Source organism: Streptomyces sp. NPDC048290 (assembly GCF_040652095.1).
In the GTDB taxonomy this organism is placed as follows: domain Bacteria; phylum Actinomycetota; class Actinomycetes; order Streptomycetales; family Streptomycetaceae; genus Streptomyces.
The window spans coordinates 289,182-310,906 of record NZ_JBEZLM010000006.1 but is presented as its reverse complement, the minus strand read 5'-3'; the positions used below and the strand labels follow the sequence as shown (position 1 = coordinate 310,906).

The following is a 21,725-nucleotide window of genomic DNA, read 5'->3' as shown; positions in this document are numbered from 1 at the left end:
CTACCGGGCCGCCCCCCGGATTGTCCATACCGACCGGTCGGCACAATGGCTGGATCCGTACGCTCCGGCCAGGACGGGCGGACCCCGGCGGCCTACGTTGGAGGCATGAGCCCCGAGCACGCTCAGGAGACCCGGACCCTGCGCGGCACCCTGCCGCCAGGCTCGCCGGATTATGTCTATCTGCCGGTGGAGGTCCCGCCGGGTGTGCGGGAGCTGCGGGTGGCGTACCGCTACGAGCGGCCCCCGGTGCCGCCCGGAACCCCGGGCAACGCGCTGGACATCGGCGTCTTCGACGCGCGCGGCACCGCCCTGGGCGGCGCCGGGTTCCGCGGCTGGTCGGGCGGGGCGCGAAGCGAGTTCTTCCTGCGCGCGGACGAGGCCACGCCCGGTTACGTCCCCGGCCCGCTGCGCCCCGGCACCTGGCAGCTCGCCCTCGGGCCCTACACCGTGGCGCCGGGCGGACTGCCGTACGAGATCGAGGTGACGCTGGTGCACGGGGAGCCGGGCGGGGCCGTTCCGGTGCCCCGGTATCCGGCGGAGCGGGCCCGGGGGCGGGGCCGGGACTGGTACCGCGGGGACTGCCATCTGCACTCCTGGCACTCCGACGGGCGCCGCACGCCCGCCGAGATCGGGGCGCTGGCGCGGGCCGCCGGGCTGGACTTCCTCAACTCCTCCGAGCACAACACCCACGCCGGGCACCCGCACTGGGCTGAGGTGGCCGGGGACGATCTGCTGGTACTGCTCGGCGAGGAGGTCACCACCCGCAACGGACACGCGCTGGCCATCGGGGTCGATCCGGGGACGTTCGTGGACTGGCGCTACCGGGCGCGGGACGGGGAGTTCGGCTGGTTCGCGCGGGAGATCCGGGGCGCCGGAGGGCTGGTCGTCCCGGCGCATCCGTACGCCGAGTGCCTGGGCTGCGCCTGGAAGTTCGGGTTCGCGGCGGCGGACGCGGTGGAGGTGTGGAACGGGCCCTGGACACCGGACGACGAGATCGCCCTCGCCGCGTGGGACGCGGCGCTGGTGACCGGCGTCCACGGCACCGGCTGGCTTCCGGCGATCGGCGGCAGCGACGCCCATCGCGCCCCGGACCTGGTGGGCCGTCCGCAGACCGTCGTGCACGCCGACGACCTGACCCGGCGGGCCCTGCTGTCCGCCCTGCGCGCGGGCCGCTGCTATGTCGCCGAGTCCCGGCACCTCACGCTCTCCCTCACCGCGTCCGGCGCGGACGGCTCCCGCGCCGGGATCGGCGAGCGCCTCACCGTCGCCCCCGACACCCCGGTCACCGTCCGGCTGGAGGTCTCCGGCGCCCCGCGCTGCGTCCCCCGCCTGGTGACCGACCAGGGGACGGTGTTCAGCACCGGTCCACTGCCGGTGACCGGCGCGGGGGAGGTGGAGTGGCGTACGACTGCCCGGTACGCGGCCTATGTACGGGCGGAGGTGCGGCACGAGACGGCGTTCGGGCCGCGACCCGGAGTGATGGCGGCGTTCACCAATCCGGTGTTCCTGGGGGAGGCCGCCTGACGCCAGGTGGGCGCGTCAGGCGGCCGGAGGTGCCATGGGGGGTTCGTCCGTGGCGCAGGTGATCAGTACGTTCGCGGTGTGGGAGATATGGGTGCGCAGCAGCTCGCAGGCCCGCCCCTCGTCCCGGGCCACCGTGTACTCCAGCAACTGCCGGTGTTCCGCGGTCACATCCCGGCGCGGGGCGCCGCCGAAGGCGACCGACCAGGCCCGGTACAGCTCGGCCTCGTCGCGCAGGGCCAGCGCGGTCTCCCGCAGCCTGCGGTTGCCGCACCCGGCGAGCAGCGCCTGATGGAACGCGGCGTGCGCGGCCACCCAGGCGTCGGTGGGGTGGCTGGGGTCGGCGGGGTCGAGCAGCGGGGTGCGTTCCAGCAGATGGTGGGCGGCCACGGCGTCGGCCTCGAACCGCATGTCGCCCTCACGGATCGACAGCCGCAGCACCAGTGACTCCATCTCCGCCCTGGCCTGGGTCAGCTCCAGCAGATCCGCGTGGGACAGCGGCGTGACGGTGAACCCCTTGCGCGGCTGGTTGCGGACCAGCCCTTCCCCGGCGAGCCGGGCCAGCACCTCCCGGGCGGCGCCCACGCTGGTGCCGTAACGCGCCACCAGCTCGGGGAACTTGAGCCGGGAGCCGGGTGTCAGACGGCCGCCGAGGATGTCGGCGCGCAGCACGTCGTACAGCCCGTCCGTGCGGGTGCCGGTGCCCTCACCGGGCCGGTTCGCTCGCTCCGCCATGACCACTCCCGGCCCTCCTCGGTACGTCCACCAGTCCACCAGTCCGTCGGGTCGCCAGTCCGCCGGGCGCCCCATACTCCGACCACTCTATCGACTTACGACTTCTCAGCCAACTTTCGAATATTCATTGACCTGACGAATGTGGCGGGGTTACAACTGGGACGAAGGCCGACATCCGGTATCCGGAACCCCCCCTTTCCCCTTCGAGGAAGGCGATCCTCATGTATCTCGCCCATCTGGACGGACGTCTCGTCCTGGTCTCCCCCGACACTTTGCGGGCCGTCGACGTGGAGCGGCTGAGCGGCGGTCGTTTCGGCCCCGACCCGATGACCGCGTACGCCGACTGGGACGCCTTCCGGGCGTTCGTCGCCACCGCCGACATCGGGGCCGCGCCCGCCGTGCCGCTGGACCAGGACCGGCTGGGCCCGCCCGTGCCCGCCCCCCGCCAGGTCTTCGCGATCGGGCTGAACTACCGCGACCACGCCGCCGAGGGGGGCGCGGAGATCCCGTCCGAGCCGATGGTGTTCACCAAGTTCCCGGCCTGTCTCGCCGGTCCGCGCGGCACGGTCGTACTGCCGCCGGGCGGGAACGTGGACTGGGAGGTGGAACTCGTCGCCGTCATCGGGCGCGAGGCGTACCAGGTGGCTCGCGCGGACGCGTGGTCGTACGTGGCCGGGCTGACGGTCGGCCAGGACATCTCGGAGCGGATCACTCAACTGGCGGGCACACCCCCGCAGTTCTCCCTGGGCAAGTCCTTCCCCGGCTTCGGTCCGATCGGCCCATGGGTCGTGCCGGTCGACGCGTTCGGGCACGGGATCGACCCCGGCGACCTGGAACTCGCCTGCGCGGTCAACGGCGAGGAGGTCCAGAAGGGCCGCACCCGGGATCTGGTCTTCGACGTCCCCGAGCTGGTGCACCGGGTCTCGCAGATCACCCCGATGTACCCCGGGGACCTGGTGTTCACCGGGACGCCCGCAGGCGTGGGCCTGGCCCGCACCCCGCAGCGCTGGCTGGTGGACGGCGACGAACTGGTCAGCTCGATCGAGGGGATCGGCGAGCTGCGGCAGCGGTTCGTGACGGCGTGACCGTCAGGCCGCCCTTGCCCGACTCCCGTTCCGCTCCTCTCCCCCCACCCTCCGTAGAACTCCCCCCGTAGAACTCCAAACGCACAACTCCCCACGCACAACTGCCCCGTACGACTCCCCCCCCCCATAAAAGGAGATGGTCCGCAATGGCGCTGCACCGTCTGCTCTCCATCGTGATGGGCGTCCCGCAGGTCAAGGAGACGGCCGACTACTACACCGAGTTCGGACTGCGTCCGGACGGCGACGGCTGGTTCGCCACCGAGGACGGCGGCCGTCAGCTGAGGATCGTGCACGCCCCCACCCGTACACTGCTCGCCCTGCACGTCGGTGTGGACAGCCCCGACGACCTGGACCGGGCCGCTGCGGCGCTGGGCCGCCTCGGGTTCGAGTCCCGGCGGGGACCCGACGACCTGGAGGCCGTCGAACCGGCGACCGGGGTGCGGGCGGTGCTGACCGTAGCGCCCCGGCTCCGGCAGGCCGCGGTGCCGCCGACCCCGTACAACGGCCCGGGGCGGGTGGAGCGTCCGGGCGTGCGGGCGCCCGGGGTGCTGCGGACGGGATCGGTGCGGCCCCGGCTGCTCGGGCACGCGGTCGTCGGCTCGCCCGACTACGCGCTCACCCACGCGTTCTTCGCGGACGGGCTGGGGTTCCGGGTCAGCGACCACATCAAGGGCCAGGGCGCGTTCCTGCGCTGCTCGGAGGACCACCACAATCTGCTGGTGCTGCGCTCGCCGGTCGCCTTCCTGCATCACACGGCATGGCAGGTGGACGATGTGGACGAGGTGGGACGGGGCGCGCAGGCGATGCTGGAGGGCCGCCCCGAACGCCATGTCTGGGGGCTGGGCAGGCACTACCTCGGGTCCAACTTCTTCTGGTATCTGAAGGACCCCGCCGGGAACTTCAGCGAGTACTACTCCGACATGGACTGCGTCCCCGAGGACCAGCTCTGGACCCCGGAGGATCTGGAGGACGGCAAGGGGCTGTTCGCCTGGGGTCCGCCGCCGCCCCCGTCGTTCGTCCGGCCGGAGGACCTGGCGGCCCGGATGACCGGAGCGCACAGCGCGAAGGGCGGGTGAGGCGGGCCGTCAGCCCTCCGCGACGGTGGCCCCGGGGTCGGTGAGATCGGCGACGACCGCCGCGTGATCGGAGGGCCAGATGCCGTCCTCGGGGCCGTCGGCGGCCCGCCGTACCGCGCGGACCCGGCCCAGGGCGTCGGGTCCGGGCGCGCCGACGTGGATGTAGTCGACGCGGGCGGGCGGCTCCCCGCTTAGCGCGACATACGGGTTGGCGGGGTCCCAGGTGGCCCAGGGGGCGGACGGGTCGGCGTACTGCCAGGCGTCGACGAAGGTCTGGCCGGGGACGGTCGGGGCGGTGCGGTGGCCGCCGAAGAGCCGCATCTCGTCGGAGTCGGGGGCGGCGTTGAAGTCCCCGGTGACGACGGGCGGGAACGCCGTACCGCCCTTGTGGGCGGCGACGAACCCGGCGAGCGCGGTGACCTGCTGGACCCGGACGGCGGAGGCGTACGGCACGGAGGTGAGGTGGGTGGTGAAGAACGGCACCTCGTGGCCGGGGGCGGCGAGCCGGGTGTAGAGGGCGAGCCGTCCGTCGTCCAGTTCGTCGGGCGCGTCGAGCGGGAGCGTGGCGTGGGCGACGACGGGCCACCGGCTGAGGACGGCGACACCGACGCCGACCGTGGGGTCGCCTATCCGCCGCTGCCAGCGTTCGGGGGCGTGGGAGGGGGCGAAGACGGCGTGCAGTCCGAGTTCCCCGGCCAGCCAGTCGGCGAGGTTGCCGCCGTCGCCGGACCAGACCTCCTGGAGTCCGACCACATCGGGCCGCAGCGCCCGGAGTGTGGTGAGGATGGCTTTCTGACGGGCCTCCCAGGGCCCGAACCGCCACCACAGATTCCAGGTCACGACCCTCATACGCGCAGCTCCCGCTCTCGCCCGGTGCACCGGGCCCCATTGAAGCAAGGCGGACGGGTGGCAGCCGGGCGGGCAAGGGTACGTCTATCTCCGCGTGGCCTAGCGTTCATGTACGACCACGTCTTCGCCCCACGACAGGAGCCCGTCATGCCGCCACCGCCCACCGCCGGCCGCCTCGCCGACCTCCGCTTCCGGGCGACGACGACCCTCCAGCGCCGGGTGGTGAATCCGCTGGCGCGCCGGATGCCGGGTCAGATCCTGCTGGAGACCACGGGCCGGGTGTCGGGCGAGCCCCGCCGGACGCCGGTGGGGGGACGCCGGATCGGGGACGCGTTCTGGCTGGTGTCGGAGTTCGGGGAGCGTTCCCAGTACGTCCGCAACATCCAGGCCGACCCCCGTGTCCGGGTCCGCCTGCGGGGCCGCTGGCACGAGGGCACGGCCCACCTCCTCCCGGACGACGACCCGGTGGCCCGGCTGCGGACGCTCCCCCGGGGCAACAGCGCGGCGGTCCGGGCGGTGGGGATGTCCCTGCTCACGGTGCGGGTGGATCTGGAGGACTGAGGGGGCGGGGCGCCGGTACCGTCACCGGGTCGAGGTCATGGGGGCCGTCCGCCCCATCGGGGGGAGCCGATGGGGCATGGGGCGGACGGCCGGTTGGTGCACCCTCCGTCCGGGTCCTTCCTGTCCACCGGGCGGAGGGGCGATCACAGGGCCGCTACCAGACCCCCGCGCGGACCTTTACCGGTCCGGCAGCGCGGGCAACGGCACGCTGGCCAACGCTGTGAGCCGATCCCGAGGGGGACCACCTCGCCGGGCCGATACACGATCACCGGGGTACGGTCCACACGCTCACCGTCCGGACGCACCCGGTACGTCTCGATCGTCAGATGCGAGGCACCCGGAGCGGGAGGCGTACCCGCATTCACCGCGCCCCCGCCTCTCCGGCGTCGCTGTCCCCGGACGGTTGCCGGGGAAGGTACCGGTCGATCAGATTCCGCAGCCGCCGCACTTCGTCCTGGAACTCCGGACCGGACCTGAGGGCGTCATATACGGGGTCGGTGTACTCGAAGGTATGGCAGCCCGGATGACCGGCGAACAGGGTGCACACCTCGTCGTCAGCCGTGGGCGTGGAGGGGGTGTTGCAGTCGGGTACGGTCCGGAACGTGTCGGGCGGGCAGTCGTCCGCCCACTGGGCCCACACCTCTCCGTCGCCCGGATCGTTCAGTTCCCACACCAGGTCGTGGTGACGGCCTCCGGAGTGCTCCTGGAGACAGCAGCGCAGGGAGCGGGCAACGGTGTCCGGGGCGGTGTCCATGACCGACACGAACATGATCGCGACAAGGTCGACCGGCATCACGGCTTGCGCGCCGCACACCCGGGGCGGGGACACGGACCGGCCCGTCTTGATCAGCGAGACCACCGGCCACCCCCCGGCATCGTCTGCGGGGTCGACGCGTCCGCGCACACGGCACGCACCGAGTCCTCAGCGGCCCGCCGCAGCGTGAACGCCAGCGCTCGCCGACGCCACCGTTCCCGCTCGCTGTCCTGCCAGTCACGGACCCGTTCCCGCTCCCGGGCACGGTCGTCCTCACCCGCCGGGTAGTACGGCCGCACCAGCACCGCCGTACCCGCGTCGCAGGCGATCTCGTCCCCCTCGGGGCACGCCTCCCCGGGCGACCACGCCCGCTCCCTCACCGGCAGGAGAACAGTCACCGGAGCGGCCCCGGGCACCCTCGCGCCGTGCCGACCGGACACCTGCGGCCGGTCCGCCCGCCGACGCCCACCAGGGGGCAGCAACAGCCGTAACAGCCACCCGAAGAACACACCTAACCGCTTCATTGCGTCCTCAACTCCCGTCCGCAGGGGGCCATTTGAGTGCTGTCGGGTGGTGACCTGAGAGCCACGATTCCGGGGGTGCCCCCGTCGCGTCGGTCGCCCGGCGGTGCGGATGCTGACTGATGATCACGTTGAAGTTCCGGAACGCCCCCGGATTCCCCCGGCACCGCTCCCGCCCTTTCGCAGCCGCATCGCAGATCCGGCACCCAGGCACCGGAACCGGCTCGAATCCGGAGCCAGACCACACGGGCTACTCGCCGTTCCGTTGAAGCGGCTTCCACCCCGAGAGTCCCCAAAGCCCCAACACCCTTAGCAAGCTGCCTACTTCGGCCATGACTGCTGTCGCTCCCCACGCACTCGGCCGTACCGCTCTCCTCGCTCTAGGCAACCGGCCCATCACGCACGGCGGTACCGTTGAGTCAGCAACAGGACCTAAGAACTTAAGATCCGCACCGACGCCAGGGGGCGAGAGCCAGTGACGAGTCCGAATCTGTGTTTGGAAATGCTGCTTCGGGAGGCGGGGTGGACGCAGCGTCAATTCACACAGTCGGTGAATCGCATCGGCGCGGAACGCGGTATGCATCTTAAATATAGGGAGCCATCTGTTAATCAATGGCTTAAGGGGCACATGCCTCGTGAAGCAGTTCGCCCCATCATCCTGGAGGCGTTATCTCGTAGGCTCCATCGGTCGGTTTCTTATGCTGATGCCGGATTCCCTGCACCTGTCGCCCCCGCAACCTCCGAAATGGGAATAGTTCAAGAGCTTATCGAGCTTGGGAGGCTTGATATGGACCCAGCGCGACGTAGTGTGCTCAGTACCGGTCTATTTTCGGCCGCTATGATGATTCCCGGCTGGCGTGATGCGGCGGAAAGGATCACGTTTGCCGAGTCCGGCAGTGTGCGCCGAATCGGTGAGGGTGAAATTGCGATGGTCATTGCTGCGACGCAGCATTTTTCCGATCTCGACTATCAATTCGGCGGGCGAGACACCCGGCCCGTGGCAGCGGCTTTCCTCGTGAATACCGTTGCGCCCTGCCTGGCAGCGGCAGGCTCTGAATCCGTTCGTAACAAGATGCTGTCTGCTGCATCTGACCTCTGCTACCTGACTGGCTATATGGCGGTAGATGAGGGGCATCAGGGACTAGGGCAGCAGTACTACCTAAAGGCCATGGAGTTGGCAAGGGCCGCAGGTGATAGGGATGCATATTCCCTTGCACTGCACGGTATGAGTTCTCAGGCGCTCCAATTGGGGCATAGTCAAACCGCGCTTAGATTGACCTCTGCGGCAATGGAGGATCAAGGGTCAATCGAATCCAACATGCGCGCGTTTCTTGCTGGGCAGCGCGCCTACGCTAGCGCTTTGACGGGCGATCAAAGGTCGGCGCGAACTTTCCTTCGAGAGGCGGAAATGGAGATCGGAAAAACGGACTCTGCGAGCAGGGTTGTAATGGGGCATTATCGAGAAGCTGTTCTAGAATATGACCTCGCTCAAGTAAAATACGGGCTAGGTGATACGACGGGCTCGGTGCAATCCCTAAAGCGATATGCCGCCTTGCAAAATCGAAAGCATCGCCGCCGGGCGGTCCTGGATGGTTCGACACTCGCAGAGCGACAGATGGAAATCGGGCATTTGGAAGCTGCGTGCGCCACATGGAATCGAGTAGTGAGTGACTATCCATTTGTGCAATCAGGTCGCGCCGACCAGAGGGTAATTTCTATGACTCAGTCCCTCAGGCCGTTTCTAAAGAATTCTGTTGCCCGAGATCTTTATGAGCGAGCGCGCGAAATGCTGCAACGTCGTCTTGCATCTGGAAAGAAGTAGCTCGTCCCGTGTGAGTGCGGAGTTCACGGGCGAGTACCCGACCGCCCGGACGCCCGGACGGAGGCACCGCGCCTTGTGGAGCTGAGTTGGCGGGCGAACTGCCACACGGACATGATCAGTCCGCAGACGCCTGTGAGTGCTGCGATGGCGGGGAGCGCCATCACGCGGGCGAGGCCGGCCGCGACGGCGAGGGCACCGGCCACCCACGGAAGGGACTCGGGGATGCCGGCGGGACCGTGAGCAGGGACATCCCCACCGCCCGTACCGCCGCGCTGTTCCCCCGGGGGAGCGTCCGCAGCCGGGCCACCGGGTCGTCGTCCGGGAGGAGGTGTGCCGTGCCCTGGTGCCAGCGGCCCGACCTGGAGGGCTGAGAGGGCGGGACGCCGGTACCGTCACCGGGTCGCGTCCTTGACGTGCAGGAAGCCTCCGGCCCTCTCGATCTCCCGGGCCACCTCGTCGTACTCCCGGGCCACCGGCGAGATCATCGCCCGCCACGCCGTGAGGACCGCCCCGGCGGAGCCCTGCCGGACGTGTTCGACGGCCTCGCGCAAGCCCTCCCGGCCCTGCGGCGGCAGTAACCCGGCGCGCTCCTCGATGACCTGGGTGACCACCCAGCCGAACGTCCGCGCGTACTCCGCGCACGCCTGGCGCGGCGCGTCGATGTCCGTACGGGACGCTCCGCACAGGTAGATGACACAACGGAACCGTCCGATCCGCGTGGTGCCGGTGTGGAGACCCGATGCGCCGGGGGCGATCCCGGCCGCCGCGTCCGCGAGCGCCCTGCGGCGCCTCGACTGCCCCTCGGTCCGGCGGACTTGTCCGCACGGCTGGACCTGCTCAAGCTGTTCCCTGACCATGCGCCCATCGTGCCGGATCGATCACGCAGAGCGAAGTGGCGGAGAGTGCGATCCGGGGAGGTGGACGGGTCGTAGTCGTCACCATGCCCAGCCAACGGCTCCTCCATGACAGGGCCCGAGGGCCCGCCTCACCCTCGTCCCAACACCACCGTCCCCGAGGAGCAGAACCACCCCCCGGTCCCCGACACCACCCCCAGCCGCGCGTCGGACACCTGGCGTTCACCTGCCTCGCCCCGCAACTGCCGTACCGCCTCCACCAGCAGGAACAGGCCCCGCATCCCGGGGTGCTGGGCGGAGAGGCCGCCGCCGTCCGTGTTCACCGGGAGGCCGCCGCCGCCCACCTGGAGGCGCCCCCCTTCCACGAACGCGCCGCCCTCGCCCTTCGCGCAGAAGCCCAGATCCTCCAGGGTCACCAAGGTCATGTACGTGAAGGCGTCGTAGAGCTGGGCGAAGTCCATCTCCGCCGGGGTCAGGCCGGCCCGTTCGAAGGCGAGACGGCCGCTCACCGCCGCCGGGGACACCGTGAAGTCGGGCCACTCGGACATCGTGGAGTGCGAGACGTGCTCACCGGTGCCGAGGACCCACACCGGTCGGGTACGGCAGTCCGGCAGCAGGTCCTCCGCCACCAGCAGGACCGCCGCGCCGCCGTCCGAGCGCAGACAGCAGTGCAGCTTGGTGAAGGGGTCCGCGATCATCGGGCCGGACAGTACGTCGTCCACCGTGATCGGCGTGCGGTACATCGCCTCCGGGTTCAGGGACGCGTTCGCCCGCGCCTGCACCGCCACCTCCGCGAGCTGCTCGATCGTCGTGCCGTACTCGATCATGTGGCGGCGGGCCGCCATCGCGTACTTCGCGATGAGCGTGTGGCCGTACGGCGCCTCGAACTGGAGCGGGCCGCGCGCGCCGAAGGAGAGGTTCCCGGTGCGGCGGCCGGCCTTGACGTCCGAGCGGGCCGTCGAGCCGTAGACCAGGAGGACCGCCCGCGCGTGCCCGGCGGTGATCGCGTCCGCCGCGTGCGCCGCCATCACCTCCCAGGTGGAGCCGCCGACCGAGGTGGAGTCCACCCAGGTGGGACGCAGGCCCAGATACTCGGCGACCTCCACCGGCGCCAGCACGCCCGTGCCCGCCGACGCGAAGCCGTCCACGACCGAGCGGTCGAGACCGGCGTCGGCCAGTGCCCGCCGGGCGGCCTGGGCGTGCAGGGAGTAGGCGGTTGCGGGGCTTGCTGTGGTGTCCGACAGTGCCGCTCCGGCTATCGCCACCCCGGGGCGGCGGCGACCCCTCGTGTCCGTCGTCGTGCCCGTCGTCGTCCGCATTTTCTGACGGTACATCAGATATACGGGGCTGCGGCAGGGCGGCGGCTGCCCGGCGGGGGTCGGGTCATCGCTCTGGGCAATCCCGATCCCGCGCTCTAATATGACGGGCCGTCAGGAACCTGGCGCGTGGTCAGCGAGGGGGATGGATCGATGGACGCCGCCTTCACCGCCGAACAGGACGAGATCCGGCGCAGCGTGCGGGAGCTGCTGCGGCGGCGCTGCGGCAGCCTGCGGGTCCGGGCCGCCGTCGACTCCCCCACCGGCCACGACCCCGCCCTGTGGACCGCCCTCGCCGAACAGCTCGGCCTGCCCGCCCTCGCCCTCCCCGAACGGCACGGCGGTGTCGGCGGTACGGCCACCGAACTCGCCCTCGTCGGCGAGGAGACCGGACGCGCCCCCACGCCCTCCCCGCTGTTCGCCACCTCCGTACTCGTCGCGCCGCTCCTGCTGGCGCTCGGCAGCGCCGGACAGCGGGACGCGCTGCTGCCCCGGATCGCCGCCGGGCGGCTCACCGCCGCGCTCGTCGTGCCCGGCAGGCTGCTCTCCACCGCCCTCGCCCTCACCGGCGCCAACGACGGCGACTGGGCGGGCGGCGGCCGGGCCGGTGGCGTCCAGGCCCGGCGGACCGGCGGGCAGTGGCGGCTGTACGGGGAGGCCGATCAGGTCCTCGACGGGCACAGCGCGGGGCTGCTGCTGGTCCCCGCCCACACCGGTGGCTTCGCCCGCTCCCGGACGCTGCTCTTCCGGGTCGACGCCGACGCCCCCGGTCTCGTCCGGGTCCGGCAGACCGCCCTCGACGCCACCCGGCCCCGGGCACGGGTGCAACTGCGGGAGGTGCCGGGCGAGTTGATCGGGGATGACGGGGGGCCGCCCGGTCCGGACGTGCTGTCCGTGCTCGCCGCCGTCGGCAACCGTGCCGCCGCGTTCCTCGCCTGCGAGGCCGTCGGCACCGCCGACCGCGCGTTGGAGCTGACCGTCGGGCACACCGGGCGGCGGGAGCAGTTCGGGCGGCCCATCGCCGCGTTCCAGGCCGTGCAGCACCGGCTCGCCGATGTCTACGTCCGGGTCCAGGCCGCCCGCTCGGCCGCCTACTACGCCGCCTGGGCCACCGCGCACGGGGAGGACGTGGGGGCGCTGGCGCTCGCCCAGGCGCTGGAGGCGGCCCGCGCCGCGACCGGCGAGGCGATCCAGTTGCACGGCGGGATCGGGTTCACCTGGGAGCACGACGCCCATCTGCTCTTCAAGCGGGCCGCCGGGGACGAGCTGCTCCTCGGGCCGGTGCACCGGCTGCGGGCGCACGCCGCCGAGCGGGCGGGGCTCTTCGAGGGACGGGAGGTCGCGGTATGACGGGGCGCGTGGCACGGGCCGTGCAGAAGGTGTCGGCCACCAGGGGGTTCGCGCGGGTCGCGCCGTATGTGGTGCCCGCCGTGGACCGGGGGGTGCACCGGCTCACCCGGGGGCGGGTCATGCTGAGCGGGCTGCTGCTGCCGAGTGTGGTGCTCAGTGTGCGGGGGGCGCGCAGCGGGGTGGTGCGGCGGACGCCGCTCGCGTGTGTGCCGGAGTGGTCGTCTTCTACGGGGGTGCCCTCGCCGGAGTCCTGGCTGCTCGTGGGGTCGAACTTCGGGCGTGAGAGCCATCCCGCGTGGACGGTGAATCTGCGGGCGCATCCGGATGCGGTGATCAACTGGCGGGGGGTGGATGTGCCGGTCGCCGCGCGGCTGCTGCGGGGGGAGGAGCGGGCGGCGGCTTGGGGGGTGCTGGTTGCCTTCTGGCCGCCGTATGCGGTGTATCAGGGGCGGGTGGGGCGGGAGCTTCGGGTGTTTCGGGTCGTGCGGAGGGGTGTTGACCAGGGGTAGGTCGTGGGGGGTGGGGGTGAGTGGGTGGGTGCGGGTGGGTTGTGGCTGGTCGCGCAGTTCCCCGCGCCCCTTGGGGACGTGGCAGTCCCCGGCGTTCTCAGGGCCGCTGAGGGACGTGGCAGTCCCCGGCGTTCTCGGTGACTGTCTACCTCGTCGGTTTCTTTCCGGTGATGCCCAGGTGGACCAACAGGGCCAGGTTTGGCTTGAGTTCGGCCTGTTTCACTCCCCAGGACTGGAAGCCCTTCTGGTGGGAGGCGACCGCCGCCAGCATCGCGACGAGTGAACCGGCGATGGCGGCCGGGTTGACGTCCTTGTCGACGCGGCCCTTGGACTGGAGTTCGGCGACCGCGTCCGCGAGGGAGTTGTTCACCGAGTTGAGGATCTTCATCCGGAGCTTGTAGAAGCGTTTGTCGCCCTCCGCCGCGCCCAGGTCGACGACCCGCAGGATCGCGTCGTTGCGGCGCCAGAAGTCCAGGAAGCCGTCCACCAGTTCCTGGGCGGTCTGCCAGCCCGCCTTGCCGACCCAGGAGCGGCCGTCGAGCAGCTCGGTCAAACCGGCGCCCTCGGCGGCCATTTGCTCCGCGATCTCCAGGACGGCGCCTTCGACGTCCGGGAAGTACTGGTAGAACGTCGCGGGCGAAGTGCCCGCCTTCCGGGCGACATCGATGACTTTGACGTCCCGGTACGGGGAGGAGCTGAGCATCTCGCTGAGGCAGTCGAGCAGCTTCTGCCGGGTCGCCTGCCCACGCCGGCCGGCCACGCGGCCGTCGACGGTACGCACTTGTCCTGTCATGCCGTCAGCTTACCGACGGGTGATCGGAGCGCGATTCGGCCGACTGCAAATGGGGTGCACCCGGGTATGGGACGGGCTGTCCCAGGTGGGCGGGGTGTCTGGGTCGCCGTTAGTTTGGCGGTATGGCCGAAAACAGCGAATCTGCGGACCGGGAGTACCCGGAGGGCGTCCCGTGCTGGGTGGACGCCCAGCTCCCGGACGTGGCGGCGGGCAGGCGCTTCTACGGTGCGCTCTTCGGGTGGTCCTTCGAGGAGCGGGCGGACGGCTCGGGGCTCTGGGCCCGGCTGGACGGGGAGCCGGTCGCCGGGCTGGCCCGGAAGGCGGACGGGCGGCTGCCCACCGTGTGGACGGTGTACTTCGCCACCCCGGACGTGACCGCGCTTGGCCGACGCGTCCGGGACGCGGGCGGGCAACTGGTGTCGGCGCCGCTGAGCGCCGGGCGGCTGGGCACCGGGGCGCTGGTGGCCGACCCGGAGGGGGCCGTCTTCGGGCTCTGGCAGGCGGGCTCCCATCAGGGCTTCGGCGGACCGCCCGCCCCGGGCACCTTCGCCTGGGTGGAGCTGTACGCCCGTGACACCGAGGCGGCGAACGCGTTCTACGGCGGACTGTTCACCGACGCCCTGTTCGGCGAGGACGCCGCTCCGGCGTTCGGTCGGGCGCCGGTCACCGAGGTCTTCGCCGCGGGGATGCCGCCGCACTTCCTGGTCCACTTCCGGGTGCCGGACTGCGCGGCGGGCCTGGAGCGGGTGACGCGGCTCGGCGGCCGGGTGCAGGCCGAGCCGTTCGTCACGTCGTACGGGACGGTCGGCGTCGTCAGCGATGACCAGGGGGCGTCCTTCGCGTTGCTGGAGCGTGCGCCGGAGGGGGCGGGAGAAGGGCTCTGACCTCTTGGTTTAGCGTGTCAGGGGGGCGGGAAGGTGGCGGGCGGACAGGCGGGGGCGCTCCTCTCATATGAGCAAAAGGCCGGAGACACCCCGATATGTCACCGGGTTCGCAACCTGAGCGCTGGACAGGAACAATCAGGGTGCGTGCCGCCTTGGCGGTGCGGTGGTGAGACGCTGCACTTCGGTCGCGTCCATGTCTGGGGACGCGGCTCGTACGGGGAGGTGGCAGGCACAGTGGTGGATCAGCTGACGCAGCACGATCCGCGGCGGATCGGTCCGTTCGAGGTGCTGGGACGGCTGGGCGCGGGCGGCATGGGGCTGGTCTATCTGGCGCGCTCGGCGTCCGGACGCCGGGTGGCGATCAAGACCGTGCGCACCGAACTCGCCGAGGACCAGCTGTTCCGGGTCCGGTTCACCCGGGAGGTCGAGGCGGCCCGCGCGGTGTCCGGCTTCTACACGGCCGCCGTGGTCGACGCCGATCCCCGGGCCGCCGTGCCGTGGCTGGCGACCGCGTACGTGCCCGCCCCGTCCCTGGAAGAGATAGTGAACGACTGCGGGCCGATGCCCGCGCAGGCGGTGCGCTGGCTGGCCGCCGGGGTCGCCGAGGCGCTCCAGTCGATCCATGGCGCCGGACTGGTCCACCGGGATCTCAAGCCGTCCAATGTGCTGGTCGTGGAGGACGGGCCCCGGGTCATCGACTTCGGGATCGCCTCCGGTGTCTCCAACACCCGGCTGACCATGACGAACGTCGCCGTCGGCACCCCCGCCTACATGTCTCCCGAGCAGGCCAAGGACTCCCGGTCGGTGACCGGCGCCAGCGATGTGTTCTCGCTCGGCTCCACGCTCGTCTTCGCCGCCACCGGACATCCGCCGTTCCATGGCGCCAACCCGGTCGAGACGGTCTTCATGCTGCTGCGCGAGGGACCCGACCTGGAGGGTCTGCCCGAGGAGCTGCGCCCGCTGATCGAGGCGCTCATGCGGATGGAGGCCACCGCCCGCCCCAGCCCGGCCGACCTCCAGTCCCAGCTCGCCCCGCATCTCTTCGGCTCCGGCACCGACGACAGCGGTACGGCGTCCGCCTGGCTGCCCGAGAAGGCGGTCTCGCTGATCGAGTCCCGCCGCGGCGGCCGTCCCCCGCGGCCCGCCCCGCACACCGGACGCAGCGCCGGGGGCCGCCCCCCGGTACCGCCCCCGCCCGCCCACGCCCCCGCGGTCCCCGCCCACCCCCCGGGACACGCCCCGGTGCCCGGTCCGGCCGCCGCCCCCGACACCGCCCCGGTCCGGCTGGCCGGCGCCCCCGTGGCGATCGGGCCGGGCCCCCGCGTCGCCGACGCCCGCGCCGCCGCCGTCCAGGCGCCGCACCCCTCGGCCGGACTGGTCGCCTCCTGGGCCCGCCCCGCCGCCAACGGCGCCCAGCCCGCCCCCGCCACCGCCCCCGCCGTGCCCTCCGCCGACCCCGCCACCACCGGCTGGCGGCCCTGGCGGTTCCGGATGTCCAACGACGTCTGGGGCACCCCGACCGTCGACGGCGACCTGGTGTACGTCACCTCCTTCGAGGTGCACGCGCTGGACGTGGCGACCGGGCGGCGGCGCTTCAAGACCCGGGACGTGGCCTGGTCCATGGCGGTCTCCGAGGGCCGGGTGCACGCCTCCGACGGGCCCACCCTGTTCGCCCTCGACGCCCGTGGCGGCACCGATCTGTGGCGGCTCCAGACCGAGGGCTGGGTGTACTCCCTGAAGGCCGACCGGGGCACCGTCCTGACCGGCACCCGGGGCGGCGGCGTCCAGGCGTGGGAGGCGGCGACCGGCCACAAGCTGTGGGAGCTGAGCGGCGCCCAGAGCGACTTCGAGTCCCCGGAGGCCGGACCCGCCCTGTACGACGGCACCGCCTATGTCTGGCAGGACGCCCGGCTGCGCGCCCTGGACGCCCGGACCGGCGACGAGCGCTGGTCGTACCCCATCGGCGACGCGGCCTCCTGCGGTGGCGTGCCGGTCCGGATCACCCGGGCGGACGACGGGTTCGTGTATCTCTCCGCCGGGACCCGGGTCCTCGCCATCGATGTGGCCGGGGGCCATGTGAAGTGGCACTTCGAGGCGCCCGCCGTGTTCCTCTCGCCGCCCGCCTTCGCCCCGGGCCCGGCCGTCACCGGCGGCGGGGTCTACCTCGCCGACTACCTCGGCACGGTGTACGCGCTGGACGGCGCCGACGGCCGCGACCGCTGGCGGATCGCCACCGAGTCCCGCGCCTCGACCGAACCGGTCCTGGTGGCCGGTGGCCATGTGCACGTCGGCAGCGGCACCGGTCTCTACACGCTGGACGCGGTCACCGGCACGCCCAAGTGGCGGTTCCAGGCGGGCGGCGACATCGTCGGCGCCCCCTCGGTCGCGGAGGGCCGGATCCACTTCGGCTCCGTCGACCGGCTGCTCTACACCCTCAAGGCGGATGACGGACGGCTGCGCTGGAAGCTCGCCACCGGCGGCGAGATCACCGGCTCCCCGGTGGTGCGGGACGGCATCGTGTACGCGTGCAGCAAGGACCGCTGTGTGTACGCGCTGGACGCGGAGAAGGGCACGGGCACGGCCCGTACGGCGTAACGCCCGCGGGACGGCCGTCGCACCGGCGCGGAAGGGGTGCCGGACGGCGGCCGTCATGGACGGGGCGGCGCACCGCCCCAGGGCCGACGCTACGCCCGGTCCGGACCCACCGCATGTGCGGCCGGTGCGCGCGACTCCGCCCGGGGGCGTGTACTCGTCACCCACGGCTGAGCCGTTCGGGTCAGCCGTACGGGTCAGCCGTGTGGGTCAGCCGTGTGGGTCGCCTCACCTCACCCGGAACCCGCCGGGCCGCCGTCCGGTGAACAGCTCCGTCTGCCGGTCGGCCGGGAGGTTCCCCAGCGCGATGAACTGCGGTGCCTGGGCCAGCGCCCCCGCCAGTGCCGCCTCCCGGGCCGCCCACAGCGCCCGGACCGTGCCCTGCACGGCCGTCTCCGGGTACCCGGCGATCACCTCCGCGCAGCCGACCGCCGCCGCCAGCGCCCCGCCGGGCGCGGTCACCTCCGACACCAGCCCCGTCTGGTACGCCCGGTGCGCCCCGATCCGTTCGGCGCCGCCCATCAGCGCCAGCCGGGCCACCTCGCCGACCGGCATCCGCTGCGCCAGATACAGCGCCTCGTACGCGCAGACCATGCCGTAGGTGGTGTGCGGGTCGAAGAACTCCGCGGTCTCGTCGGCGATCACGAAGTCCGCCTCGCCCAGCAGATAGAAGGCGCCGCCGCAGGCCATCCCCCGGACGGCGGCGATCACCGGCTTCCACAGGTCGTTGGCCTTCGGCCCGACGGTGAGCAGCGGGTCGTCCATCATGTACGGCGATCCGGGCTGCGGGCCGCCGGTGTCGTCGCGGTCGACGCCGGTGCAGAAGGCGCGCTCCCCGGCGCCGGTGAGGACGATCGCCCGTACGGTGTCGTCGTACCGGAACTCCCGCCAGGCGGTGGTCAGTTCGGCGACCGTCCGGCGGTCCAGGGCGTTCAGGCGGTGCGGGCGGTCCAGGGTGACGACGGCGACCCCGGTGTCCGGGTCGGCCGTCACGTCCACGCTCATCCGCTCACCCAGCGCGGCAGTCCGTCGGCGGAGAACACCGCGCGCACCTTCGCGCCGATCCGTACCCGGTCCGGCGGTACGGAGTCGAGGGCCGCGTCGGGGTCGGCGACCAGGTTGCCGACCAGGCGGATACGGGGGGCGTCGGCGAGTTCGACCAGGATCACGTTGTAGGGGGCGAGTGCGGCGTAGTCGGGCAGCAGCGGGGGGTGCGGGACGGCGTAGGACCAGACGCGGCCGTGGCCCGACATCAGGCGCCAGTCGGTGGCGAAGGACTGGCAGTGCGGGCAGCAGGGGCGGGGCGGGAAGCGGAGTTCGCCGCAGTCGGCGCAGCCCTGGACGCGGAGTTCGCCCCGGGCGGCGTACTCCCAGAAGGGGGCGCCGTCGGTGTCGGTGACCGGGTGCAGCATGGCGGGGTCAGCTCCTCAGCAGCAGGGCCGAGGTGGGGACGCCCTCCCCGGCGGTGACGAGACAGGTGGCGGCGCCGGGCACCTGGGCGGTGCTGGTGCCGCGCAACTGCCGTACGCCCTCGGTGATCAGGTTGAAGCCATGGACGTACGCCTCGCTGAGGCCGCCGCCGCTGGTGTTCAGGGGGAGCCGGCCGCCGATCTCCAGGGCGCCGCCCTCGGTGAACGCGCCGCCCTCGCCGCGTCCGCAGAAGCCGTAGCCCTCCAGGGAGAGCGGGATCAGCGCGGTGAACGCGTCGTAGATCTGGGCGACGTCGACGTCCTCGGGGGTGAGGTCGCTGTGCTTCCACAGATGGCGGGCGGCGCTCCAGGCGGGGCCGGTCAGCGGGTCGTCGTTCCAGTAGTTGACCATGCCGTGGTGCTGGGCGGGCAGGCCCTGGGCGGCGGAGTGGACGTAGACGGGGGCCTGGCGGCAGTCGCGGGCGCGTCCGGCGCCGACGATCACGCAGGCCAGCGCCCCGTCGGTCTCCAGGCAGTTGTCGTAGAGGCAGAGCGGTTCGCTGATCCAGCGGGAGGTCATGTACATCTCGCGGGTCAGCGGGCGGTCGTACATCAGGGCGGCCGGGTTCTGGTTGGCGCGGTTGCGGCAGGCGAGGGCGACATTGAAGAGGTGGTCGCGGGTGGTGCCGTACTCGTGCATGTGGCGGCGGGCCAGCATGGCTATCTCGTCGACCGGGCGGAGCAGTCCGTAGGGGCGGGTCCACTGGGCGGGCGTGGGGAGTTGGCGGGTGGTGTCGGTCCAGGGGCGGGGGCCGCTGCCGCGTTTACGGGACCGCCAGGCCACACCCACGCTCGCCTGTCCGGCGGCGATGGCGGCGGCGAGCTGGGCGACGGTGGCGCAGGAACCGCCGCCGCCGTAGCCGGTGCGGGAGAACCAGGTGAGGTCGCCGAGGCCGACGGCCTTGGCCAGCTCCACCTCGTCGGTCTCCTCCATGGTGTACGAGGCGAGCGCGTCGACCTCGCCGGGGTCGATCCCGGCGTCGTCCAGCGCGGCGAGCACGGCCCGGCAGGCGAGGGTCCGTTCGTCCTCCGGGAGGCGTTTGGCGAAAGGCGTGCTGCCGATGCCGACGATCGCGGTGGCGTCCTTGAGTCCGGCCATGTGCGTACCTCCGGGCGGCGACCAGGTGGCTGACAGTTCGTCAGGTTATCGCTAATCTGACGGGTAGTCAGCTAGTGGTTCGGGGAGGCTGCCGTGCAGGGTGGGGATGTGGCGCAGTGGGGGACCGTCGCCGGGCTCGTCCGGGACGCGGCCGGACGGTACGCCGGTACCGAGGCGGTGGTGGACGGGCGGACCCGGGTCACCTACGCCGAACTCGGGGCCCGCGTCGAGCGTTCCGCGGCGGCCTGCGTCGCGCACGGGATCGAGCCCGGCGACCGGGTGGGCATCTGGGCGCCCAACAGCCTGGAGTGGATCACCGCGGCGCTGGGCGCGGTGTCCGCCGGGGCGGTGCTGGTGCCGCTGAACACCCGCTTCAAGGGCGGTGAGGCGGCGGACGTACTGCGCCGCAGCGGAGCCCGGCTGCTCTTCGTCACCGGCACCTTCCTCGGCACCTCCTACGTGGCCTCGCTGCGCCGGGCGCTGGCCGCCGGGCCGGGGCTGCCGGACCTGGAGCGGGTGGTGGTGCTCTCCGACGACGCGCCCGCCGACTTCCACACCTGGAAGGAGTTCCTCGCGGGCGGCGACAGCGTGGACGCCGGGGCGGTCGCGGCCCGCGCCGCCGCCCTCGACCCCTCGGCCCCCTCCGACATCGTCTTCACCTCCGGCACCACCGGCCGCCCCAAGGGCGCGGTCATCACCCACGCCCAGAGCCTGCGCGCCTACGACATCTGGGCCGAACTGGCGGGCCTGCGCCACGGCGACCGCTATCTGATCGTCAACCCCTTCTTCCACACCTTCGGCTACAAGGCGGGCGTCCTGGCCTGTCTGATGCGCGGGGCGACGATGATCCCGCAGCCGGTCTTCAACGCCGGTACGGCACTGGCGAACATCGGCGAGGAACGGGTCTCCGTCCTGCCCGGCCCGCCCACCCTCCTCCAGTCGCTGCTGGACCACCCCGCCCGGGACGCCCACGACCTGTCCGCGCTGCGGCTGGTGGTGACCGGCGCGGCCGTCGTCCCGCTGCGGCTGGTGGAGCGGCTGCGCGGCGAACTCGGCGTGGAGACCGTGCTGACCGCGTACGGGCTGTCCGAGGCGAGCGGCATCGTCACCATGTGCCGCCGGGGCGACGATCCGGAGGCCGTCGCCGCCACCAGCGGCCGGGCCATCCCCGGCACCGAGGTCAGGGTCGAGGCCCCGCCCGGCGAGCCCGGCGAGATCCTGGTCCGCGGCTTCCACGTCATGCGCGGCTACTACCGGGACCCGGCGGCCACCGCCGAGGTGCTCGGCCCGGACGGCTGGCTGCGCACCGGGGATGTGGGCGTGCTGGACGCGGCCGGGCGGCTGCGGATCACCGACCGGCTCAAGGACATGTTCATCGTCGGCGGCTTCAACGCCTACCCGGCGGAGATCGAGCGGATCCTCGGGCTGCACCCGGAGGTGGCCGATGTGGCGGTGGTGGGGATGCCGGACGCCCGGCTCGGCGAGGTCGGCAAGGCGTTCGTGGTGCGCAGACCGGGCGCGCTGGTCACGGCGGAGGACCTGATCGCCTGGGCGCGGCGGGAGATGGCGAACTACAAGGTGCCGCGGGCGGTGGAGTTCATGGGCGAACTGCCGCGCAACGCGAGCGGGAAGGTGCTGAAGGCGCGGCTGCGGGGGTGACGTTCCCCCGGGGGCGCGACAGGGCCGTACGCGCGCCGGGGCCGCGATCAGCTTCGTCGGTCCCTCGCGCGGTGCGCGGACGCCCCGGCCCTCCTGCGCGTCGGCCGCCCGACCGACGTCCGCTCGCGCGCGGCGCGGCCCCCGGCCACCTGGCGCGGAACGTGGCCGCCGTGGACGGTCCCTGGCGCGCGGGGCGCGGCAGCCGAGAACGGAAACGGTGGTCGCCAAGTCGGCGCCCGCAAGGGCGCGCGCGAGAACGGGGCCGATCCCGGGTTC

20 protein-coding genes and 2 pseudogenes are annotated in these 21,725 nt (G+C 72.3%); 10 read left to right on the top strand and 12 right to left on the bottom strand.

Translation table 11 applies throughout. The features are described from left to right. Positions 1 to 105: 105 nt before the first annotated feature. Positions 106 to 1,524, top strand: coding sequence for a CehA/McbA family metallohydrolase (locus AB0D49_RS12905; protein WP_362755394.1), 1,419 nt, complete (start codon positions 106 to 108; stop codon positions 1,522 to 1,524). 15 nt (positions 1,525 to 1,539) lie between these two features. Here the strand turns inward: AB0D49_RS12905 and AB0D49_RS12900 are convergent, their stop codons facing one another. Beyond that, entirely contained in the window at positions 1,540 to 2,256 is a 717-nt protein-coding gene (locus AB0D49_RS12900) for an FCD domain-containing protein (protein ID WP_362755392.1), read from the bottom strand. A 221-nt stretch (positions 2,257 to 2,477) separates the two neighbouring features. On the opposite strand from AB0D49_RS12900, the gene AB0D49_RS12895 reads away from it, so the two are divergent. After that, positions 2,478 to 3,341, top strand: coding sequence for a fumarylacetoacetate hydrolase family protein (locus AB0D49_RS12895; protein WP_362755389.1), 864 nt, complete (start codon positions 2,478 to 2,480; stop codon positions 3,339 to 3,341). A 146-nt stretch (positions 3,342 to 3,487) separates the two neighbouring features. Next, entirely contained in the window at positions 3,488 to 4,417 is a 930-nt protein-coding gene (locus AB0D49_RS12890) for a VOC family protein (protein ID WP_362755381.1), read from the top strand. 9 nt (positions 4,418 to 4,426) lie between these two features. Here the strand turns inward: AB0D49_RS12890 and AB0D49_RS12885 are convergent, their stop codons facing one another. Further along, positions 4,427 to 5,266 (bottom strand): endonuclease/exonuclease/phosphatase family protein, encoded by an 840-nt coding sequence (locus AB0D49_RS12885; protein ID WP_362755378.1) that lies wholly within the window; start codon positions 5,264 to 5,266, stop codon positions 4,427 to 4,429. Positions 5,267 to 5,413: 147 nt separating this feature from the next. Here AB0D49_RS12885 and AB0D49_RS12880 point away from each other — a divergent pair, with 147 nt between their 5' ends. Then, entirely contained in the window at positions 5,414 to 5,827 is a 414-nt protein-coding gene (locus AB0D49_RS12880; RefSeq protein ID WP_362755375.1) for a nitroreductase/quinone reductase family protein, read from the top strand. A gap of 361 nt (positions 5,828 to 6,188) precedes the next feature. Here the strand turns inward: AB0D49_RS12880 and AB0D49_RS12875 are convergent, their stop codons facing one another. Continuing rightward, positions 6,189 to 6,686 carry a hypothetical protein gene (locus AB0D49_RS12875; RefSeq protein ID WP_362755372.1) on the bottom strand — a complete coding sequence of 166 codons (498 nt, stop codon included), beginning with the start codon at positions 6,684 to 6,686 and terminating at the stop codon, positions 6,189 to 6,191. Continuing rightward, a complete protein-coding gene (locus tag AB0D49_RS12870) occupies positions 6,674 to 6,979 on the bottom strand; it encodes a hypothetical protein (RefSeq protein WP_362755369.1) in 306 nt (101 codons plus the stop codon). The genes AB0D49_RS12875 and AB0D49_RS12870 overlap by 13 nt, the downstream gene beginning before the upstream one ends. A gap of 673 nt (positions 6,980 to 7,652) precedes the next feature. On the opposite strand from AB0D49_RS12870, the gene AB0D49_RS12865 reads away from it, so the two are divergent. Continuing rightward, positions 7,653 to 8,924 carry a tetratricopeptide repeat protein gene (locus AB0D49_RS12865; protein WP_362755366.1) on the top strand — a complete coding sequence of 424 codons (1,272 nt, stop codon included), beginning with the start codon at positions 7,653 to 7,655 and terminating at the stop codon, positions 8,922 to 8,924. 23 nt (positions 8,925 to 8,947) lie between these two features. Here AB0D49_RS12865 and AB0D49_RS12860 read toward each other — a convergent pair. The 4 genes and pseudogenes from AB0D49_RS12860 to AB0D49_RS12845 all read right to left on the bottom strand — a co-directional run. Then, positions 8,948 to 9,154: pseudogene (locus tag AB0D49_RS12860) on the bottom strand (hypothetical protein); the annotation flags it as partial. After that, positions 9,085 to 9,279, bottom strand: a pseudogene (locus tag AB0D49_RS12855) (hypothetical protein); the annotation flags it as partial. The pseudogenes AB0D49_RS12855 and AB0D49_RS12860, both read right to left, overlap by 70 nt. Before the next feature lie 37 nt (positions 9,280 to 9,316). After that, positions 9,317 to 9,781 carry a hypothetical protein gene (locus tag AB0D49_RS12850; RefSeq protein ID WP_362755363.1) on the bottom strand — a complete coding sequence of 155 codons (465 nt, stop codon included), beginning with the start codon at positions 9,779 to 9,781 and terminating at the stop codon, positions 9,317 to 9,319. A gap of 128 nt (positions 9,782 to 9,909) precedes the next feature. Next, complete coding sequence (locus tag AB0D49_RS12845; protein ID WP_362755360.1) at positions 9,910 to 11,097, bottom strand: acetyl-CoA acetyltransferase; 1,188 nt, start codon at positions 11,095 to 11,097, stop codon at positions 9,910 to 9,912. 150 nt (positions 11,098 to 11,247) lie between these two features. On the opposite strand from AB0D49_RS12845, the gene AB0D49_RS12840 reads away from it, so the two are divergent. Next, positions 11,248 to 12,444: an acyl-CoA dehydrogenase family protein gene (locus AB0D49_RS12840; RefSeq protein ID WP_362755812.1), complete on the top strand. Its 1,197-nt coding sequence runs from the start codon at positions 11,248 to 11,250 to the stop codon at positions 12,442 to 12,444. Next, positions 12,441 to 12,953, top strand: coding sequence for a nitroreductase/quinone reductase family protein (locus tag AB0D49_RS12835; RefSeq protein ID WP_362755357.1), 513 nt, complete (start codon positions 12,441 to 12,443; stop codon positions 12,951 to 12,953). Before AB0D49_RS12840 ends, AB0D49_RS12835 begins: the two co-directional genes overlap by 4 nt. A 145-nt stretch (positions 12,954 to 13,098) precedes the next feature. Here AB0D49_RS12835 and AB0D49_RS12830 read toward each other — a convergent pair whose 3' ends face one another. Further along, entirely contained in the window at positions 13,099 to 13,734 is a 636-nt protein-coding gene (locus AB0D49_RS12830; protein WP_362755809.1) for a TetR family transcriptional regulator, read from the bottom strand. Positions 13,735 to 13,868: 134 nt separating this feature from the next. Between AB0D49_RS12830 and AB0D49_RS12825 the strand changes: the two genes are divergently transcribed. Continuing rightward, a complete protein-coding gene (locus AB0D49_RS12825) occupies positions 13,869 to 14,630 on the top strand; it encodes a VOC family protein (RefSeq protein ID WP_362755354.1) in 762 nt (253 codons plus the stop codon). Between the two features lie 234 nt (positions 14,631 to 14,864). Beyond that, positions 14,865 to 17,225 (top strand): serine/threonine-protein kinase, encoded by a 2,361-nt coding sequence (locus AB0D49_RS12820; protein WP_362755351.1) that lies wholly within the window; start codon positions 14,865 to 14,867, stop codon positions 17,223 to 17,225. A gap of 225 nt (positions 17,226 to 17,450) precedes the next feature. Here the strand turns inward: AB0D49_RS12820 and AB0D49_RS12815 are convergent, their stop codons facing one another. Genes AB0D49_RS12815 through AB0D49_RS12805 form a run of 3 tightly spaced genes read right to left on the bottom strand, consistent with a single transcriptional unit; the run spans position 17,451 to position 19,790 of the window. After that, a complete protein-coding gene (locus tag AB0D49_RS12815; protein WP_362755348.1) occupies positions 17,451 to 18,227 on the bottom strand; it encodes an enoyl-CoA hydratase/isomerase family protein in 777 nt (258 codons plus the stop codon). Further along, positions 18,224 to 18,634, bottom strand: coding sequence for an OB-fold domain-containing protein (locus AB0D49_RS12810; RefSeq protein WP_362755345.1), 411 nt, complete (start codon positions 18,632 to 18,634; stop codon positions 18,224 to 18,226). Before AB0D49_RS12810 ends, AB0D49_RS12815 begins: the two co-directional genes overlap by 4 nt. 7 nt (positions 18,635 to 18,641) lie before the next feature. After that, on the bottom strand, positions 18,642 to 19,790 hold the full coding sequence (locus AB0D49_RS12805; protein WP_362755343.1) for a lipid-transfer protein: 1,149 nt from the start codon (positions 19,788 to 19,790) through the stop codon (positions 18,642 to 18,644). Positions 19,791 to 19,883: 93 nt separating this feature from the next. Here AB0D49_RS12805 and AB0D49_RS12800 point away from each other — a divergent pair, with 93 nt between their 5' ends. Beyond that, entirely contained in the window at positions 19,884 to 21,449 is a 1,566-nt protein-coding gene (locus AB0D49_RS12800; protein ID WP_362755340.1) for a FadD3 family acyl-CoA ligase, read from the top strand. Positions 21,450 to 21,725 lie beyond the last annotated feature (276 nt).

Coding starts and splice junctions, on each gene's coding strand:
- AB0D49_RS12840 (WP_362755812.1), top strand. CDS start 11,248: ATGGACGCCGCCTTCACCGCCGAACAGGACGAGATCCGGCGCAGCGTG.
- AB0D49_RS12835 (WP_362755357.1), top strand. CDS start 12,441: ATGACGGGGCGCGTGGCACGGGCCGTGCAGAAGGTGTCGGCCACCAGG.
- AB0D49_RS12900 (WP_362755392.1), bottom strand. CDS start 2,256: ATGGCGGAGCGAGCGAACCGGCCCGGTGAGGGCACCGGCACCCGCACG.
- AB0D49_RS12905 (WP_362755394.1), top strand. CDS start 106: ATGAGCCCCGAGCACGCTCAGGAGACCCGGACCCTGCGCGGCACCCTG.
- AB0D49_RS12810 (WP_362755345.1), bottom strand. CDS start 18,634: ATGCTGCACCCGGTCACCGACACCGACGGCGCCCCCTTCTGGGAGTAC.
- AB0D49_RS12895 (WP_362755389.1), top strand. CDS start 2,478: ATGTATCTCGCCCATCTGGACGGACGTCTCGTCCTGGTCTCCCCCGAC.
- AB0D49_RS12805 (WP_362755343.1), bottom strand. CDS start 19,790: ATGGCCGGACTCAAGGACGCCACCGCGATCGTCGGCATCGGCAGCACG.
- AB0D49_RS12815 (WP_362755348.1), bottom strand. CDS start 18,227: ATGAGCGTGGACGTGACGGCCGACCCGGACACCGGGGTCGCCGTCGTC.
- AB0D49_RS12885 (WP_362755378.1), bottom strand. CDS start 5,266: ATGAGGGTCGTGACCTGGAATCTGTGGTGGCGGTTCGGGCCCTGGGAG.
- AB0D49_RS12825 (WP_362755354.1), top strand. CDS start 13,869: ATGGCCGAAAACAGCGAATCTGCGGACCGGGAGTACCCGGAGGGCGTC.
- AB0D49_RS12890 (WP_362755381.1), top strand. CDS start 3,488: ATGGCGCTGCACCGTCTGCTCTCCATCGTGATGGGCGTCCCGCAGGTC.
- AB0D49_RS12880 (WP_362755375.1), top strand. CDS start 5,414: ATGCCGCCACCGCCCACCGCCGGCCGCCTCGCCGACCTCCGCTTCCGG.
- AB0D49_RS12845 (WP_362755360.1), bottom strand. CDS start 11,097: ATGCGGACGACGACGGGCACGACGACGGACACGAGGGGTCGCCGCCGC.
- AB0D49_RS12850 (WP_362755363.1), bottom strand. CDS start 9,781: ATGGTCAGGGAACAGCTTGAGCAGGTCCAGCCGTGCGGACAAGTCCGC.